The organism is Methylobacterium sp. V23 (assembly GCF_002917135.1).
Classification (GTDB): Bacteria; Pseudomonadota; Alphaproteobacteria; order Rhizobiales; family Beijerinckiaceae; genus Methylobacterium.
This window is the reverse complement of the sequence record NZ_PDHT01000001.1, coordinates 464340-481646: the sequence shown is the minus strand read 5'-3', so window position 1 is coordinate 481646 and position 17307 is coordinate 464340. Positions and strand designations below refer to the sequence as shown.

Here is a 17307-nt window from a genome sequence, read left to right as displayed (position 1 = left end):
GATGGCCGATCCCTTGGGCCAGCTCGGCTACGTCCAGAGCCGCCTCGTTCGCCACTCCGCCGAGAGCGCATCCGCGATCCCCGCGCTCGATGCGCCCGGCGCCCGCATCGTCGTCCTGGCGGGCGACCGCGTCGTGCTCGTGGGCGATACGGCGCTCCTGGCGCCGGATGCGGCCGCCCGCACGGGCACGCGCAGCCTGACACTCTATCTCGGGCGCCTCGACGGCAACCCGGTCTTCGCTGCCGCCGTGCCGGCGGAGCTGGCAGAGGGCCTTGATGCCGATCCGGGATTCCGCACCAACGATCTGCGCAGCCTCGCGGGCGAGGGGCGGATCGCACCGCATGAACTCGGGCTCCTCGCCACGGCGAAGTCCCTGCTCGGCTGGCATGCGCGCCACGGCTTCTGCGCCCATTGCGGGAACCCGACCACCCTCGCGGCCGGCGGCTATCGCCGCGAATGCACGGCCTGCGGGACGCACCATTTCCCCCGCGCCGACCCCGTGGTGATCATGCTGATCACCCGGGGGGATTCCTGCCTGCTTGGCCGCTCGCCGCGCTTCAACGAGGGCATGTATTCCTGCCTCGCCGGCTTCCTGGAGCCCGGCGAGACCGTCGAGGACGCCGTGCGGCGCGAGACCTTCGAGGAGGTCGGCCTGACCATCGGCGCGGTGCGCTACCACGCCTCGCAGCCCTGGCCGTTCCCGTCTTCGCTGATGATCGGCTGCGTGGCCGAGAGCCTCGACGCGGCCATCACCCTCGATCCGGAGGAACTCGCCGACGCGCAATGGTTCTCGCGCGACACCGTCGCGGCGATGCTCGAGGGCCGCCATCCCGACGGCCTGACCACGCCGCCGCCCCTGGCGATCGCCAACCTGCTGATGCGGGCCTTCGTCGAGGGGCGGGCCTGAAGTCCCTCCCCGTCCGGCTTACCCCAGGACCCGGATCGGCGCTCCGTCGAGGAAGGCCCGGATGTCCTCCACGATCTCGGGGAAGTAGGTGCGGTAGTTCCGCTCCGTGACGTAGCCGAGATGGGGCGTCGCCAGCACGTTGGACAAGGCGCGCCAAGGGGAGTCCGGCGGCAGCGGCTCCGTCTCGAACACGTCGAGGCCGGCACCGGCGATCCGGTTCTCGGCGAGGGCCGCCAGGAGCGCGGCCTCGTCCACGATCGCCGCACGCGAGGTGTTGATCAGGAAGGCGTCGGGCCGCATCCGGCGCAGCGCCGCGTCGTCGACGAGGCCGCGGGTGCGTTCTCCGAGAACGAGGTGGATCGAGACGACGTGGCTCGCCGCCAACAGCGCCTCCAGGGAGGGCGCGAGGGCGACCCCCTCGGCCGCAGCCCGCTCGCGCGTGAGATTGGGGCTCCAGGCGCTGACCTCCATGCCGAAGGCCTGGCCGATCCGGGCGACGCGGGCGCCCGTCTTGCCGAGACCGAGGAGGCCGAGACGGCGACCGGCCAGATCGCTGCCGACGCTGACCTGCCAGGGGCCGCCCGTCCGCAGGGCCTGCACCTCCGGCACGAGGTGGCGGGCGAGCCCGAGGATCAGCGCCCAGGTCAGTTCCACTGGCGGCTCGGGGTGGCTGGCGGTGCCGCAGACCGTGACACCGTGCGCCTGCGCGGCGGCCAGGTCGATCGACAGGTTGCGCATCCCGCTGGTGAGAAGGAGCCGCAGCCGCGGCAGGCGTGCGAACAGCTCGGCCGGGAACGGCGTGCGCTCGCGCATCATCACGACGATCTCGCAATCCTGGATCGCGTCGACGAGCGCGTCCCGCGTTGCGAAGGTGGTGCGCAGGTCGCGCAGGGTGATCCGGTCCGCCAAACCCGACCAATCCGCCATCGTCGGGCCGACGCCCTGGTAATCGTCGAGGATCGCGCAGGTGAGCATGGGACATCCTGTCTGGGGAGGACCGGGCTAGCGCAGGCCGAACAGCTTGGCCAGAGGCCTTCGGGACTTTGACTCACCGGCGCGAAACCGGCACCCCGGGATCTGAAACGATCACGATTCGTTCTCGACTGCAGACGGGTGCAGCGGAGCCGGGAGCCAGATGGGGTCGACATCCGAACCGCCCGCCTATGCCGAGCTCGCCGTCACCACGAACTTCTCGTTCCTGCACGGAGCCTCGCATCCCGGCGAGATGGTGGGTCAGGCCGCCGAGCTCGGGCTCCACGCCATCGGCATCGCCGACCGCAACACCCTGGCGGGGGTGGTGCGGGGCCACGCGGAGGCGAAGCGGCGAGCCGCCGCCGGCGAACCCGGTATCCGCTTCCTGCCCGGCGTACGCCTCGTGACGGAGGAAGGCTTCGAGGCCCTGGCCTACCCGATGGATCGGGCCGCCTACGGCCGCCTGTGCCGGCTCCTGACCCTCGGCAACCGCCGTTCCGAGAAGGGCCGGTGCCGCTTCGGCTTCGACGAATTCCTGGCGGCCAGCGCGGGACAGATGCTGATCGCGATTCCCCCGGAAGAGCTTGCTGGAGAGGACTTTGCGGGAAGGGATCTCGTGGGAAGAGATCTCGCGGGGATGCACCCGTTCCTGAGCCGGCTCGCGGCCCTGGTCGCGCAGGCTCCTGGCCGGGTCACCCTGGCGGGGAGCCACCGGCGGCGCGGCGACGAGCGCCGCCGCCTCGGTCGCCTGGCCGCCTGGGGCGAACGCCTGGGTGCCCCCCTGGTGGCAGTCTCGGACGCGCTCTACCACCACCCGGACAGGCGGTCCCTGCAGGACATCGTCGCCTGCATCCGCGAGGGCTGTACCCTGGCGGCCGCGGGCTACCGCCTGGAAGCCAATGCGGAGCGCCACCTGCGGCCCGCGGCCGAGATGGCGCGCCTCTTCGCCGACCATCCCGAGGCCCTGGCCCGCACCATCGAGATCGCCGAGACCTGCAGCTTCTCCCTCGACGAACTGACCTACGAATACCCTGACGAGCCGGTGCCGCCGGGCTTCACCGCACAGGCCTATCTCACCGACCAGGTGTTGAAGCGCGCCCGGTGGCGCTATCCGGACGGCATTCCCGAACAAATCGTGAACACAATCCAGGAGGAGCTGCGTCTCATCGAGAAGATGGACTACGCGCGCTACTTCCTCACCCTGTTCGACATCGTCGAGTTCGCCCGCAAGCGGGGCATCCTGTGCCAGGGGCGCGGCTCGGCGGCCAATTCCGTGGTTTGCTACTGCCTCGGCATCACGGCGGTCGACCCCACCGAGATCCGCCTGCTCTTCGCCCGCTTCATCTCGGAGAACCGGGCGGAGCCCCCCGACATCGACGTGGATTTCGAGCACGAGCGCCGCGAGGAGGTGATCCAGTACCTCTACGATCGCTACGGCCGCGACCGCGCCGCGATCTGCGCCACGGTGATCCACTACCGTCCGCGCAGCGCCATCCGGGAAGTCGGCAAGGTCCTGGGGTTGCCCCCCGACATCACCGGCGTGATGGCCGACACGGTCTGGGGCTCCTGGGGCAAGGACCTGCCCGACGCCCATATCCGGCAGGCGGGCCTCGACCCGGACAACGCGTCGATCCGGCAGGCGCTGGAACTCGCCCACGCACTGATCGGCTTCCCGCGCCACCTGTCCCAGCACGTGGGCGGCTTCGTGCTGACCCGCGGGCGCCTCGACGAGACCGTGCCGGTGGGCAAAGCCGCCATGGCGGACCGCACCTTCATCGAGTGGGACAAGGACGACATCGACGTGCTCGGCCTGATGAAGGTCGACGTGCTCGCACTCGGCATGCTGAGCTGCCTGCGCCGGGGCGTGGACTTCCTGCGGCAGGATTACGGGCACGATTATCCGACGCTCGCCGACCTGCCACGCGAGGACGAGGCCACCTACGCGATGCTGGCCAAGGCCGATTCCGTCGGCGTGTTCCAGGTCGAGAGCCGGGCACAGATGTCGATGCTGCCGCGCCTGAAGCCGCGGGAGTTCTACGATCTCGTGGTGCAGGTGGCGATCGTCCGGCCCGGACCGATCCAGGGCGACATGGTCCACCCCTATCTGCGCCGTCGCCAGGGGCTGGAGCCCGTCAGCTACCCCTCCCCCCATCCCGATCACGGCCCCCAGGACGAGCTCGAGAGCGTGCTCAGGCGGACCTACGGCGTGCCCCTGTTCCAGGAGCACGCGATGCAGATCGCGATCACCGCCGCCGGTTTCCAGCCGCACGAGGCCGACGGCCTGCGCCGGGCCATGGCCACCTTCCGGCACAACGGCCAGATCGTGAACTTCCGCACCAAGTTCGTCGAGGGCATGGTCACACGCGGCTACCCGCGCGACTTCACCGAGCGCTGCTTCAAGCAGATCGAGGGCTTCTCCACCTACGGCTTCCCGGAAAGCCATGCGGCGAGCTTCGCCCTGCTGGTCTACGCCTCCGCCTGGATGAAGTGCCGCCACCCGGACGTCTTCCTCGCCGCCATCCTCAACTCCCAGCCGATGGGCTTCTACCAGCCGGCGCAGCTCGTGCGCGACGCCCGCGCCCACGGAGTCGAAGTCCGCGGCGTCGACGTGAATGCCAGCGCCTGGGACTGCACCCTCGAGCCGGCCCTGGAGCCCCCGCCGCCCGGCGTCCCGCGGCGCTTCGCCGTGCGCCTCGGCCTGCGCCAGGTGAGCGGCGTGCCGCAGGCCGCCATGCACCGCCTCGTCGCTCTGCGGGGCAACGGCTATGCCAGCATCGAGGGTCTGCAGGCGGCCCTCGCCCTGCCTCGCAACGCCCTGGAACGGCTGGCCGAGGCGGACGCGTTCCGCTCCCTCGACCTCGATCGCCGGGCCGCCCTCTGGGCAGTGCGGACCCTGGAAGGCACCTCGGCCCGCAAGGCGGCCCTGCGGAACGACGGCGATCGGCGGACGCATCTCCTCGACACGCCGATGCCGCTCTTCGCCTTCCATGCCGATGATGGTCTGTTCCGGGCCGAACCCGCCGTGGCCCTGCCCGCCATGGCGGCCTCGGAGCACGTGGCGGAGGACTACGCCGCCACGGGCCTCTCCCTGAAGGGCCATCCGGTGGCGTTCTTCCGGACCAGGCTCGCCCGGATCGGCGCGATCCCCGCCCGCGACCACCACGACGCGGCCCGCGTGGCGAACAATGCCCGCGTCACCGTGGCAGGCCTCGTCCTCACCCGGCAGCGGCCCGGCACGGCGCGCGGCACCGTGTTCCTGACCCTGGAGGACGAGACCGGGATCGCCAACGTCATCGTCTGGCGCGACGTGTTCGAGGCCCATCGGGCGACCGCCATGGGCGCCCGCTTCCTGGCGGTGCGCGGCCGGGTCCAGCGCCAGGGCCTCGTGGTGCACCTCCTGGCCGAGCAGTTCCGCGATCTCTCGTCCGCCTTGCGCGATCTGCGCGCCGGAGGCCTGCGGCTACCGCCCGAGACCACCGATTTCGGCACCCCGGAGGATCGACGCATTTACCGCAGCCGCGATTTTCATTGAGGCTGAATCGCGGCCGCGGGCCCGACCCGCTGGCCACACGACCCGCCCAAGACTAGAGCTATTCCAAACCTCGACGAGACCCACGACGCTGTCCCACTCATCGACACACGCCCCCTGGTGGAGAGGCTGGCAGGTCGTGCATGCGACCGAGCGCCTGCGCGCGCGCCCTTGGCTGGGCGAGGGAGCCGCCCTGACGGCGTCGGCCCTCGCCCTCGGCCTGCGCTTCGCCCTGGACGACATCCTGCCGCCGGGCTTTCCCTACCTGACGTTCTTCCCGGCCGTGATCCTCACGACCTTCTTCTTCGGCCTGCGACCGGGCATCACCTGCGCGACCCTGAGCGGGTTCGCCGCCTGGTACTTCTTCATCCCGCCCGTCAGCAGCTTCATCATCGACGGGCCGACCGCCCTGGCCCTGGGCTTCTACGTCTTCATCGTCGCGGTCGATATCGCGCTGATCCACGTCATGCATCGGGCGGGCGAGCGGCTGCGCACCGAGCGCCAGGTCTCGGCGGGGCTCTACGAGCAGCAGCGCACGATGTTCCAGGAGCTGCAGCACCGGGTCGCCAACAACATGCAGTTCGTGGCGGCCCTCCTGACCCTGCAGAAGCGCAAGGTCGGCAACGATCCGAACGCGGCGCTCACCGCCCTCGACGAGGCACGGGTGCGGTTGGAGACGATCTCGCGCATCCATCGGCGCCTGTACGACCCGAGCAGCATCGAGCGCCCGGTGGGGCAGTACCTCAGGGAACTCTGCACCGACCTCCTCGATGCCACGGGCGCGCAGAACATCGTCTGCCTCGTCGACACGCCGCCCCTGCGGTTCGACCTCACCCAGCTCACCACCCTGTCGCTCCTCGTGGTCGAGGTGGTGACCAACGCCCTCAAGCATGCCTTCCCGGACGGGCGGCGGGGCACCATCACGATCCAGCTCGAGCGGCTCGATGCGGAGCGCCTGCAGCTCGTCATCTCGGATGACGGGCGCGGCATGCCCGCGGATTTCGACCCGGACGCGACGCGCAGCCTCGGCTTTCGCATCGCGCAGGGCCTTGCGGGACAGCTCGGCGGACAGCTCAGCTACAGCAACGAGGGCGGCACGGTGGTCCGCCTCGCCTTCACGCCCTGAGGGGGCTCACCTCCCCGGACAGCCCGATCATGCGACTGCGCAGCGCCCTCCTCCCCCTCCTCCTCGGCGCGAGCCTGCTCGGACCCGGCCTCGCGCGGGCCGACGAGTGCGACGGCCTCGCCGCCCGGATCGCGAGTGCCATGGGCGGAAAGGTCGGCCGGCGCACCGGCCCCAGCATCGACCTGCGGGTTCCCGGCGGCCTGAAGCTCGACCTGACCTGCCGGGCCGAACCCATCGTGCAAGCGGCCTCCTCCGACCCCACACCCTCGGACGCCTACTTCGCCGACCTCGCCCTGGCGGCCGAGATCGTGGTCGGCGAGAGCGCCGGCGCGGTCCAGGCCGCCATCGCCGCGGCGCACGCCACCGCCCTCAGGGAGCGGCGTAAATCCTTCATCCAGCAGAACGGCTGGTCGGCGAGCTGCTACACCGACGCCAGCGGCTCGATCCGCACCCTGTGCTCGGTGGGGCGGATCCCACCGGGCTAGCAGGCTCCATTTTCGGAGGCGCGGATCCCTCCGGATCCGCGCCTCGTCGCACCCTGGAGCGAATCAGTACTCGATCACGTCTTCCAGGGCGTAGTGCTTCACCGTCTTCCGGTTGGCGATGAGCTCGTCGATGGTGGGCTCGCCCTTCATGGCGCGGCCGATCGCGAGCTTCGTCGCCTCGTAGTTGGTGCGGTAGAGATCCTTGCGGTCGAGGTTCGGGTCGGATCCGCAGCGCTCGTCCAGCCAGATCATGATGATCATGCAGAGCTCGTCGAGCCCGTCCTTGGGCAGGACGCCCTCGATCACGCAGTCGATGATGGCGTCCCCCGTGGCGGCCTGGACGACACCGCCGAGCAATTCGGCATACTCGGCCGTATGGATCGTGACCTTCGTCGTCATGATCGTGGCCGGGCGCACGAGCTGGTTGAGGTCGCGCACCACGAACATCCGGGTGTGGCCCTGAACCTGCCCCATCATGCCGGCGAAGGCCTGGCCGGCCGGGCCGCGGGTGGAGCCGATCAGCACCTCCGGCATCGCGTCGGTGTACTGCCCCTCGGCGGCGAGCACGGTCGCCTCGCCGGTACGGAACCAGATCTCGGACATGGGGTCTTCCTTCCCTGAATGATCGCCGGGCCCCGGGGGCCGGGATGGGTCGGGGCGCACAAACACCAGGGGGCGGCACGGCGTCAATCGCCGGTCGGATCTTCCGGCCCCTGGCCTCACGCCATCGGATCGGTCATGCAGAGGCACTTGCGCAGGATCCATTGCGCAGAAGTGATAGTGCAGGAATGCCGGCGGCCGGGAGGGTCGAGGGTACGGAGAGGCGGAAAGCCCATGAGCGGAGAACGGGACTGGAGCATCGCGGTGGCGGCCGCACCGGACGGGGTTCGGATCGAGATCGGCCTGCCCGGCCTGAACGGCGCACCCGTCACGGCGATCCTTGCCCTCGACCGGGAGGAGGCCCGTACCCTGGCGCGGGCGCTGCTGGCGGCCTCCGGGGACGCGATGGAGCGCACGTTTCCGCGCGCCTCCGGCTCGGGCGAGCGTTAGAGGCCGACGCGATTGCTGCGGCCCGGCAGGGTCTGCACCTTGGCGTCGCGGGGCTCGATCGGCGCCGCGCAGGTGTAGGTGAATTCGGTCTGCAGATCGGTGAACACGGTCTCGCCGCGGACCCGGCAATCCTCGCGCCCCGTCTCGTTCAGGTAGGTACGCGCCGCCTCGCGGAAGCGCTTGACCCGGGTCAGGGCCGGATCACCGCCGGCGAGCGCATCGTCGAGGCCGCAGCCCGTGGTCTCCCGCAGGGCGTTGGAGACGATCAGCATCTTGCGGACCCGGCGCTGGTCGTAGACCTCGTAGGGATCCTTGCAGCCGATCGTGACCACCTGGGGCGGCAGGCTGACATAGGTCTTGGAGATGTACGCGAAGCCCGTGCAGCCCGAGGCGACGAGCCCGAACGCAACGGTGGCGACGAGGGAGCCGGTGAGCCGGTACACGATCGGGGCGCCCTTCAGCTGGTCTCGGGCCATGGTTGAGCCGGGCAGGCATTGAAGCGCAGGCACGCCCACGGTCAAGCCTTCCCCGGCCACACTCCAGCGGTTTCGGTCGCGCCGTCGCCACCCCGCCGGGGGACGCGGCGACGCTGAAGTCCTACTCGGCGGCCGCGGCGAGGTAGCGGGCCGGATCGTAGTTCAGGATCGGGCCGAGCCAGCGCTCCACCTCCCGCAGATCCATGCCCTTGCGAAGGGCGTAATCCTCGACCTGATCGCGCTCCACCTTGGCGACGCCGAAGTAATGCGATTCCGGGTGGGCGATGTAGAGGCCCGAGACCGAGGAGCCCGGCCACATGGCGTAGGACTCGGTGAGCTTCACACCGATGCGCGGCTCGGCCTTGAGCAGGTCGAACAGCGTGACTTTCTCAGTGTGGTCGGGCTGCGAGGGATAGCCGGGGGCGGGACGGATGCCGGCATATTCCTCGCGCACGAGGTCTTCCGGCGCGAAGGTCTCGTCGGCGGCGTAGCCCCAGAACTCGCGGCGAACCCGCTCGTGCATGCGCTCGGCCAGGGCCTCGGCGATGCGGTCGGCCAGCGCCTTGACCAGGATCGAGCGGTAATCGTCGTTGGCCCGCTCGAAGCGCTCGGCGATCCGCACCTCCTCCAGGCCCGCCGTGACCACGAAGCCGCCGACGTAATCGGCGATGCCGGTCTCGGCCGGCGCGACGAAGTCGGACAGGCAGGTGTTGGCGCGCCCGTCGCGCTTCGTCAGCTGCTGGCGCAGGCCGAAGAAGGTCGCGAGTTTTTCCGACCGGCTCTCACCGGTGAACAGCGTGATGTCGTCGCCCACGCTGTTGGCCGGCCAGAAACCGATGATGGCCTTCGGGTTGAACCAGCGCTCGGCGACGATCTGCTTCAGCATCTCCTGCGCGTCGTCGAAGAGGGCTTTCGCCGCCGGCCCCTGCGCCGGGTCCTCGAAGATCGCCGGGTAGCGGCCCTTGAACTCGTAGGTCTGCAGGAACGGCGTCCAGTCGATGTAGGGCACCAAGTCGGCGACCTCGTAGGAGCTGTAGACCCGCACGCCGGTGAAGCTCGGCTTCTTCGGCTGGTAGCCCGACCAGTCGATCCGGAACGGGTTGGCGCGGGCCTTCGCCAGCGGCAGACGCTGCTTGTCGAGCTCGGAGCGGGCGTGGGCGTCCGAGACCTTGCGGTACTCGGCGCGGATGTTGGCGATGGTCGACTCCCGCGTCTCCTTCGAGAGCAGGCTGGAGACCACGCCGACGGCGCGGCTCGCATCGGTGACGTAGACAGTCTGGCCGCGGTTGTAGGACGGGTGGATCTTCACCGCCGTGTGGACGCGGCTCGTGGTGGCCCCCCCAATGAGCAGCGGCACGTCGAAGCCCTCGCGCTCCATCTCGGCCGCGACGTGCACCATCTCGTCCAGCGACGGGGTGATCAGGCCGGACAGGCCGACGATGTCGACGTTCTCGCGCTTGGCGACATCGAGGATCTTGGCCGCCGGCACCATCACGCCGAGATCGATGATCTCGTAGTTGTTGCAGGCGAGCACGACGCCGACGATGTTCTTACCGATGTCGTGGACGTCGCCTTTCACGGTCGCCATCAGGATCTTCCCGGCGGCCTGCCGCTTGCCGTCACCGCCATTGGCGAGCTTCTCCGCCTCCATGAAGGGCTCGAGATAGGCGACCGCCTGCTTCATCACGCGGGCGGACTTCACCACCTGCGGCAGGAACATCTTGCCCGAGCCGAACAGGTCCCCGACCACGTTCATGCCGGCCATCAGCGGGCCCTCGATGACGTGGAGCGGGCGCGCGGATTTCAGGCGCGCCTCCTCGGTGTCGGCCACCACGAACTCGGTGATGCCGTTGACCAGCGCGTGCTCCAGGCGCTTCTCCACGGGCGCCTCGCGCCAGGACAGGTCGGCGGTCTTGGCCTGGACGCCGCCGCCGGACTTGAAGCGCTCGGCCGCCTCCAGCAGGCGGTCGGTGGAATCCTCGCGGCGGTTGAGGACGACGTCCTCGCAGAGCTCGCGCAGCTCGGCCGGCAGTTCGGCGTAGATCGCCAGCTGGCCGGCATTCACGATGCCCATGTCCATGCCGACCTGGATCGCGTGGTACAGGAACACCGCGTGCATGGCCTCGCGCACCGGCTCGTTGCCCCGGAAGGCGAAGCTGAGATTCGAGATGCCGCCCGAGATGTGGGCGTGCGGCAGGGTCTCGCGGATGGTCTTGGTCGCCTCGATGAAGGCGACGCCGTAGCCGTTGTGCTCCTCGATGCCGGTGGCGACGGCGAAGACGTTCGGATCGAAGATGATGTCTTCCGGCGGGAAGCCGATCTCCTCGGTCAGGACGCGGTAGGCCTTGGTGCAGATCTCGACCTTGCGCTCCAGCGTGTCGGCCTGGCCCTGCTCGTCGAAGGCCATCACCACCACGGCCGCGCCGTAGGAACGGCACACCCGGGCGTCGGCGATGAACTTCTCGACGCCCTCCTTCATGGAGATGGAGTTCACGATCGCCTTGCCCTGGACGCACTTGAGCCCGGCTTCGATGACGTGGAACTTCGAGGAATCGATCATCACCGGCACGCGGGCGATGTCGGGCTCGGCGGCGACGAGGTTGAGGAACTCCACCATCGCCTTCTCGGAATCGAGCAGGCCCTCGTCCATGTTGACGTCGATGATGCTGGCCCCCGCCGCGACCTGGTCGCGGGCGACATCGAGGGCGGCGGCGTAGGCGCCAGCGGTGATGAGCTTCCTGAACTTGGCCGAGCCGGTGACGTTGGTGCGCTCGCCCACGTTCACGAAGGGGATCTCCTTCGTCAGCGTGAAGGGTTCCAGGCCCGACAGGCGCATCAGGCGCGGCACTTGCGGGATCGCGCGCGGCTTCACATCCGCGACGGCCTGCGCGATGGCGCGGATGTGGTCCGGCGTCGTGCCGCAGCAGCCGCCGACCATGTTGACGAGGCCGGCAGTGGCGAACTCGCCCACCAGCTTGCCCATGGCCTCGGGGCTCTCGTCGTAGAGGCCGAACTCATTGGGCAGGCCGGCATTCGGGTAGGCGCAGACTAGGGTGTCGGCGATGCGCGACAGCTCCGAGATGTGGCCGCGCATCTCCTTGGCGCCCAGGGCGCAGTTCAGCCCGATCGTGAGCGGGCTGGCGTGGCGGAGCGCATTCCAGAACGCCTCCGGGGTCTGGCCCGAGAGGGTGCGGCCGGACAGGTCGGTGATCGTCCCCGAAATCATGATCGGCAGGGCCATGCCCCGCTCCTCGAACACCGCCCAGGCGGCAGCGACCGCAGCCTTGGCGTTCAGCGTGTCGAAGATGGTCTCGATCAGGATGAGCTCGGCGCCGCCATCCATCAGGCCGCGCACCTGCTCCTCGTAGGCCTGCTTGACCTGATCGAAGGTCACGGCGCGGTAGCCGGGGTTGTTGACGTCCGGCGAGATCGACAGGGTGCGGTTCGTCGGGCCGATGGCGCCGGCCACGAAGCGGCGGCGGCCGTCCTGCGCCTCGGCGAGCTGGGCCGCCTCGCGGGCGAGGCGCGCGCCCTCCGCGTTCAACTCGTGGATGATCGTTTCCATGCCGTAATCGGCCTGGGCGATCGTCGTGCCCGAGAAGGTGTTGGTCTCGCAGACGTCGGCCCCGGCCAGGAAGTAGTCGAGGTGGATCTGCCGGATCGCGTCGGGCTGGGTCAGGATCAGGAGGTCGTTGTTGCCCTTCTGGTCGTGCGCATGCTCGCCGAAGCGGTTGCCGCGAAAGTCCGCCTCGCCGTAGCCCAGGCGCTGGATCACGGTCCCCATCGCCCCGTCGAGGACGAGGATTTTCTCGCCCGCGCGCTGGCGCAGGGCGGCTTCGATCTCTTTTCCGTCGACGGGGCGCAGGTCGGTCATGGGGTTCTCACGCGTCGTTCCGGGACCGCGGCGCGGCACCCGGAACCCGGAACCGCGACGGGCCCGGACAGTGAAGTTCGACAGGATAGGCGTGTCGGATCCCGGGGCCGCCTTCGCGCCCCGGGATGTGGTGCGGTCAGGCCGCCTTGGCGGCGACCTTCGGGGCCTGGGCCCGCAGGCCGAGCACGTGGCAGATGGCGTAGACGAGGTCGGAGCGGTTCATCGAGTAGAAGTGGAAGTCGTTGACGCCGTGGTCGACCAAGTCGAGCACCTGCTCGGCCGCCACCGCCGCCGCCACGAGGCGCCGGGTGTCGACATCGTTGTCGAGGCCCTCGAACCGGGCGGCGAGCCAGTAGGGTACCGAGGCGCCGGTGCGGCGGGCGAAATTCGCCGCCTGCTTGAAATTCTGCACCGGCAGGATGCCGGGGATGATGGGGATGTCGATGCCGGCGGCCCGCACCTTGTCGACGTAGCGCAGGTAGATGTCGTTCTCGAAGAAGAACTGCGTGATCGCCTGGTCGGCGCCGGCATCGACCTTGGCCTTCAAAGCATCGATGTCGGCGTCGAGGGTGGGGGCCTCCGGATGCTTCTCGGGATAGGCCGAGACCGAGACCTTGAAGTCGCCGATACGCTTGATGCCGGCCACGAGATCGGAGGTCTGGGCGTAGCCACCGGGATGGGGCCGATAGGCGGTGCCGACGCCGTCCTGCGGGTCGCCGCGCAGGGCTACGATGTGGCGGACGCCCGCATCCCAGTAGGATTGGACGACCGCGTCGATCTCCTCGCGGGTGGCGTCGACGCAGGTGAGGTGCGCAGCCGGCTGCAGGCTGGTCTCCTTGATCATCCGCGCGACGGTGTTGTGCGTCCGCTCCCGGGTGGAGCCGCCGGCGCCATAAGTCACGGAGACGAATTTCGGCTGCAGCGGCGCGAGGCGCTCGATCGACGACCAGAGGATCTTCTCCATCTCGTCGGTCTTCGGCGGGAAAAACTCGATGGAGACCCGGATCGGACGATAGCTGTCGCGGCTGGCGCGATGTTGGGAAGCGGTTGGCATCGGGGTCGTCCTCTATGTCGGTCGGTTCAGACGGTCGTCGATCTGGGTTCGCGTCGATCCGGGTTCAGATGCAGGGTTCGAGTCGAAGCGGACTGCCGCCCTCAGGCGACGGCCCGCTCCGGGATCCGTTCGGCCGCGGGCACCGCCCTCTCGGCCGCATCGGTGGCGAGCCAGAGCGTCACGGTCAACTGGTCCTCGACTTCGCCGGTGGGGGCGAGGTCCCGGGTGGTGACGCTGGGCAGGCCCGCATCGTTGAGCCAGCCCGTCACCTGCTCGGGTGCGAAGCCGAGGCGGCGATGCGCCTGGGCCTCGCGCAGGAATTCGAGGTCGTGGGGGGCGAAATCCACGACCAGCAGGCGACCGCCGGGGGCGACGAGACGCGCGGCCTCGCGCAGGGCCCGGGCCGGGTCGTCGAGGTAGTGCAGCACCTGATGGACGACGACGAGGTCGAACCCGCCGCGCCCGAAGGGCGGCGCGTGAATGTCGCCCTGGCGCAGATCGACCCGCGACAGGCCGAGGCGCTCCAGGTTCGCCCGCGCCACCGAGAGCATGGCGTGGTTGGAATCGAGCCCGACCGCCCGGGCGGCGCGCCCCGCCAGAAGCCCGAGCATGCGCCCGGTGCCGGTGCCGAGATCGACGAGGCTCTGGATCGGCCGGTCGCCGAGCACGTCGAGCACCGCGGCCTCGACGGTGGCCTCGGGCACGTGCAGCGAACGCAGGTGGTCCCACTTGGGAGCGAGACGGGCGAAGAAGGCCTGGGCGGCCTCGGCCCGCTGGGCGCGCACGGCCTCCAGGCGGGCGAAATCTTCCGAGAGCGGCGCGCGGGCGGCATCGAGCCCGGCCACCAGCGGCTCGACCAGGGCGGCGCGATCCTCCACGAGGCGGAAGAACGCCCAGGCCCCCTCGCGGTGCCGCTCCACCAGCCCAGCCTCCACGAGCAGCTTGAGATGGCGCGAGATGCGCGGCTGCGACTGGCCCAGGATATCGGTCAGATCGGAAACCGAGAGCTCGCCGGCGGCCAGGAGTGCGAGGATGCGCAGACGCGTCTCCTCGGCCGCTGCCCGCAGGATGGCGAGGGCGTCCGGGAACGGTAGGGCCGTGGCTGAGGAAGGTCCCGCGTTAGACATAAAGATATCTTTATGTGAAAACGAAAGCCCTGACAAGCGCCTCGGAGGTCACCTTCGGCATGGATCGCGCGGGCGTCTCAGGGCTCGTTCCAGAGCCAGGCCGCACCGCGGACACCGGAGGCATCGCCGTGCCGGCTCGGGCGGATCGGGGTGTCGAACGCATCCGAGAAGACGTGCGGCGCCACGCGTTCGGGGAGGCCCGCCAGGATCTCCGGCACCCGCGAGAGGCCGCCGCCGATGACGATGACGTCCGGATCGATCAGGTTGACCCCCTGGGCGATGCCGCGCCCGAGGCGATCGAGGTAGCGATCGAGGGTCGCCCGGGCCGCCGCGTCGCCCGCCCGCAGGGCCGCGATCACGCCCTCGCCGCGGATCGCCGTGCCGGTGCAGCGCGCGTGGTCGGCAGCCAGCGCCGGACCGGAGACCCAGGTTTCGAGGCATCCGTGCCGGCCGCAATAGCAGGCGGGACCGGGGCGCTCGTCGTCGCGGGCCGATGGCAAGGGGTTGTGGCCCCACTCGCCCGCGATCCGGTCACGTCCCGAGAGCGCGCGGCCGTGGAGCGCGATCCCCGAGCCGACCCCCGTCCCTAGGATGATGGCCCAGACGACGGGCAGGCCGGCGCCGGCGCCGTCGACCGCCTCGGACACCGCGAGGCAGTTGGCATCGTTCTCGAGACGGACCGGGCGGGCGAGGATGCGCTCGAGATCCTGCGCGAAGGGCCGGCCGTTCAGCCAGACCGAATTCGCGTTCTTGACGAGGCCGGTTCGCGGCGAGATCGCACCGGGCATGCCGATGCCCACCGTGCCGGGAACACCCGCTCGCGCCTCCAGGTCGCCGACCAGGCCCGCGATGGCTGTCACCGTCGCGGCGTAATCGTCCCGCGGCGTGGCGATCCGCTGCTCAGCCCGCGTCGCGCCATCGGACGCGAGGGCGATCCCGGCGATCTTGGTGCCGCCGAGATCGATGCCGATGCGCAGGGTTTCGAACAGGTCCGGGTCCCGTCAGCGTGCCGCGGCGGGGATCGGGGACGCCGCAGCGACGGTGGCGCTCGGCTCCATCTCCGGGGCGTGGTCGGAGATGTCGGTGCCGATGGAGACCGGGTGCGCCATGACCTGACGCAGCTTCTCCGTGTCGAGTTCGCCCTCCCAGCGGCTGACCACCACGGTCGCGACGCCGTTGCCGATGAGGTTGGTGATGGCCCGGCACTCCGACATGAACTTGTCGACGCCGAGGATCAGGGTCATGGCCGCCACCGGCACGGGGTTGTTGGGAATGGCGCTGAGCGTGGCCGCCAGGGTGATGAAGCCCGCGCCGGTAACGCCCGAGGCGCCCTTCGAGGTCAGCATCGCCACCAGGATGATGGTGGCGTACTGGCCGAAGGACAGGTCCGCCCCCACCGCCTGAGCCAGGAACAGCGAGGCCAGGGTCATGTAGATGTTGGTGCCGTCGAGGTTGAACGAGTAGCCCGTCGGGATCACGAGGCCCACCACCGAATCCGACGCCCCGAGGCGGCGCATCTTCGTCATCATGTGCGGCAGCACGGTCTCGGAGGACGACGTACCGAGGACGATCAGGAGTTCGTCCTTGATGTAGGCGAGGAACTTGAAGATCGAGAATCCGGCGACCCGGGCGATGCCGCCAAGCACCAGGATCACGAACAGGAACGCGGTGACGTAGAAGGTGCCGACGAGCCAGGCGAGGTCGATCACCTTGCCGATGCCGTACTGGCCGATGGTGAAGGCCATGGCGCCGAAGGCGCCGATGGGGGCGAGCTTCACCACAAGGCCGATGATGCGGAAGAAGATTTGCCCGGCCGTGTCGATGGCGTGGGTGATGGCCTCGCCGCGCTGGCCCATACCGGTCACGACGACGCCGGTGAGGATCGAGATCAGCAGCACCTGCAGCAGGTCGCCGGTGGCAAAGGCGTCGAAGAAGCTCTTCGGGATCAGCGCCATGATGTGGCCGGTCACCGAATCGTCGGCGGCCAACTTGGCGTATTTCTCCACCGCCTTGGCGTCGAGCTTCGTGACATCGGCATTGAAGCCGGCGCCCGGCCTGACCACCTCGCCCACGAGGACGCCGATGAGCAGCGCGATGGTGGAGACCACCTCGAAGTAGACGAGCGCTTTCAGCCCGACGCGACCGACCTTCTTCAGGTCGCCGATCGAGGCGATGCCGTGCACGATGGTACAGAAGATGATGGGCGCGATCATCATCTTGATCAGGGCGATGAAGGCGTCACCCAGCCATTTGACCGACTTGCCCCATTCGGGCTGCAGCCAGCCGAGAAGCACGCCGAGCACGATCGCGATCAGCACCTGGATGTAGAGCACCTTGTACCAGGGCTCCTTGGCCGGACGTGGGACCGCAGCCGGTGCCGTTCCATACGTCGTCGCTTGGGCCATGATTCCTCCCGCTGCGCTCTGCGCAACCCGCCGATTGTTAATCCCGACGCTAGCCAGTTTATTCGCGTCGCTCAATCGCAGGCGGTGGGCTGCAATGACAAACCACGAACGCCTACATGCCCTTCGCCGGAAAAGGTCCCCGCAGCGAGCACGTAGAATGGCGCCGAATGGCCGCCTGCTTCGGCGCTCGGCGGGGATGCGGATCCGCGGGACAGGTGCCTGCCAGCGCGTGGCGGTGGGCAGGCCCCGTCCCCGGCGTCACCGGCCGCTCGATCCAGTCAGGCCGCGCCGGCTTCCGTGCC

At 69.5% G+C, this 17307-nt stretch carries 13 protein-coding genes; 5 read left to right on the top strand and 8 right to left on the bottom strand.

Annotated features, from left to right (window positions below):
• The first annotated feature begins 1 nt into the window (after position 1).
• The gene (nudC, locus tag CRT23_RS02200; RefSeq protein ID WP_103708379.1) at positions 2–907 is read left to right on the top strand and encodes an NAD(+) diphosphatase; all 906 of its coding nucleotides are present in this window, start codon (positions 2–4) and stop codon (positions 905–907) included.
• An 18-nt stretch (positions 908–925) separates the two neighbouring features.
• Here nudC and CRT23_RS02195 read toward each other — a convergent pair whose 3' ends face one another.
• Complete coding sequence (locus CRT23_RS02195; protein ID WP_103708378.1) at positions 926–1882, bottom strand: D-2-hydroxyacid dehydrogenase family protein; 957 nt, start codon at positions 1880–1882, stop codon at positions 926–928.
• Positions 1883–2042: 160 nt separating this feature from the next.
• On the opposite strand from CRT23_RS02195, the gene CRT23_RS02190 reads away from it, so the two are divergent.
• The 3 genes from CRT23_RS02190 to CRT23_RS02180 all read left to right on the top strand — a co-directional run bounded on the left by CRT23_RS02190 (position 2043) and on the right by CRT23_RS02180 (position 7019).
• The gene (locus CRT23_RS02190; RefSeq protein ID WP_103708377.1) at positions 2043–5411 is read left to right on the top strand and encodes an error-prone DNA polymerase; all 3369 of its coding nucleotides are present in this window, start codon (positions 2043–2045) and stop codon (positions 5409–5411) included.
• Between the two features lie 136 nt (positions 5412–5547).
• Positions 5548–6534 (top strand): histidine kinase dimerization/phosphoacceptor domain -containing protein, encoded by a 987-nt coding sequence (locus CRT23_RS02185; protein ID WP_055947549.1) that lies wholly within the window; start codon positions 5548–5550, stop codon positions 6532–6534.
• A gap of 29 nt (positions 6535–6563) precedes the next feature.
• Complete coding sequence (locus tag CRT23_RS02180; protein WP_245435910.1) at positions 6564–7019, top strand: hypothetical protein; 456 nt, start codon at positions 6564–6566, stop codon at positions 7017–7019.
• A gap of 63 nt (positions 7020–7082) precedes the next feature.
• Here the strand turns inward: CRT23_RS02180 and CRT23_RS02175 are convergent, their stop codons facing one another.
• Positions 7083–7622 (bottom strand): formaldehyde-activating enzyme, encoded by a 540-nt coding sequence (locus CRT23_RS02175; protein WP_103708376.1) that lies wholly within the window; start codon positions 7620–7622, stop codon positions 7083–7085.
• Between the two features lie 231 nt (positions 7623–7853).
• On the opposite strand from CRT23_RS02175, the gene CRT23_RS02170 reads away from it, so the two are divergent.
• Positions 7854–8069: a hypothetical protein gene (locus CRT23_RS02170; protein ID WP_055947543.1), complete on the top strand. Its 216-nt coding sequence runs from the start codon at positions 7854–7856 to the stop codon at positions 8067–8069.
• Here CRT23_RS02170 and CRT23_RS02165 read toward each other — a convergent pair.
• The 6 genes from CRT23_RS02165 to CRT23_RS02140 all read right to left on the bottom strand — a co-directional run bounded on the left by CRT23_RS02165 (position 8066) and on the right by CRT23_RS02140 (position 17005).
• On the bottom strand, positions 8066–8545 hold the full coding sequence (locus CRT23_RS02165) for a hypothetical protein (RefSeq protein ID WP_245435909.1): 480 nt from the start codon (positions 8543–8545) through the stop codon (positions 8066–8068). The two genes, CRT23_RS02170 and CRT23_RS02165, sit on opposite strands and share 4 nt — an antisense overlap.
• 121 nt (positions 8546–8666) lie before the next feature.
• Entirely contained in the window at positions 8667–12419 is a 3753-nt protein-coding gene (gene metH, locus CRT23_RS02160; RefSeq protein WP_103708375.1) for a methionine synthase, read from the bottom strand.
• A 136-nt stretch (positions 12420–12555) separates the two neighbouring features.
• Entirely contained in the window at positions 12556–13473 is a 918-nt protein-coding gene (gene metF / locus CRT23_RS02155; protein ID WP_055947538.1) for a methylenetetrahydrofolate reductase [NAD(P)H], read from the bottom strand.
• A gap of 101 nt (positions 13474–13574) precedes the next feature.
• A complete protein-coding gene (locus CRT23_RS02150; protein WP_103708374.1) occupies positions 13575–14600 on the bottom strand; it encodes a metalloregulator ArsR/SmtB family transcription factor in 1026 nt (341 codons plus the stop codon).
• A gap of 77 nt (positions 14601–14677) precedes the next feature.
• Positions 14678–15577 (bottom strand): ROK family protein, encoded by a 900-nt coding sequence (locus CRT23_RS02145; protein WP_103708373.1) that lies wholly within the window; start codon positions 15575–15577, stop codon positions 14678–14680.
• A gap of 24 nt (positions 15578–15601) precedes the next feature.
• Positions 15602–17005 carry a dicarboxylate/amino acid:cation symporter gene (locus CRT23_RS02140; RefSeq protein ID WP_103708372.1) on the bottom strand — a complete coding sequence of 468 codons (1404 nt, stop codon included), beginning with the start codon at positions 17003–17005 and terminating at the stop codon, positions 15602–15604.
• Positions 17006–17307: the final 302 nt, after the last annotated feature.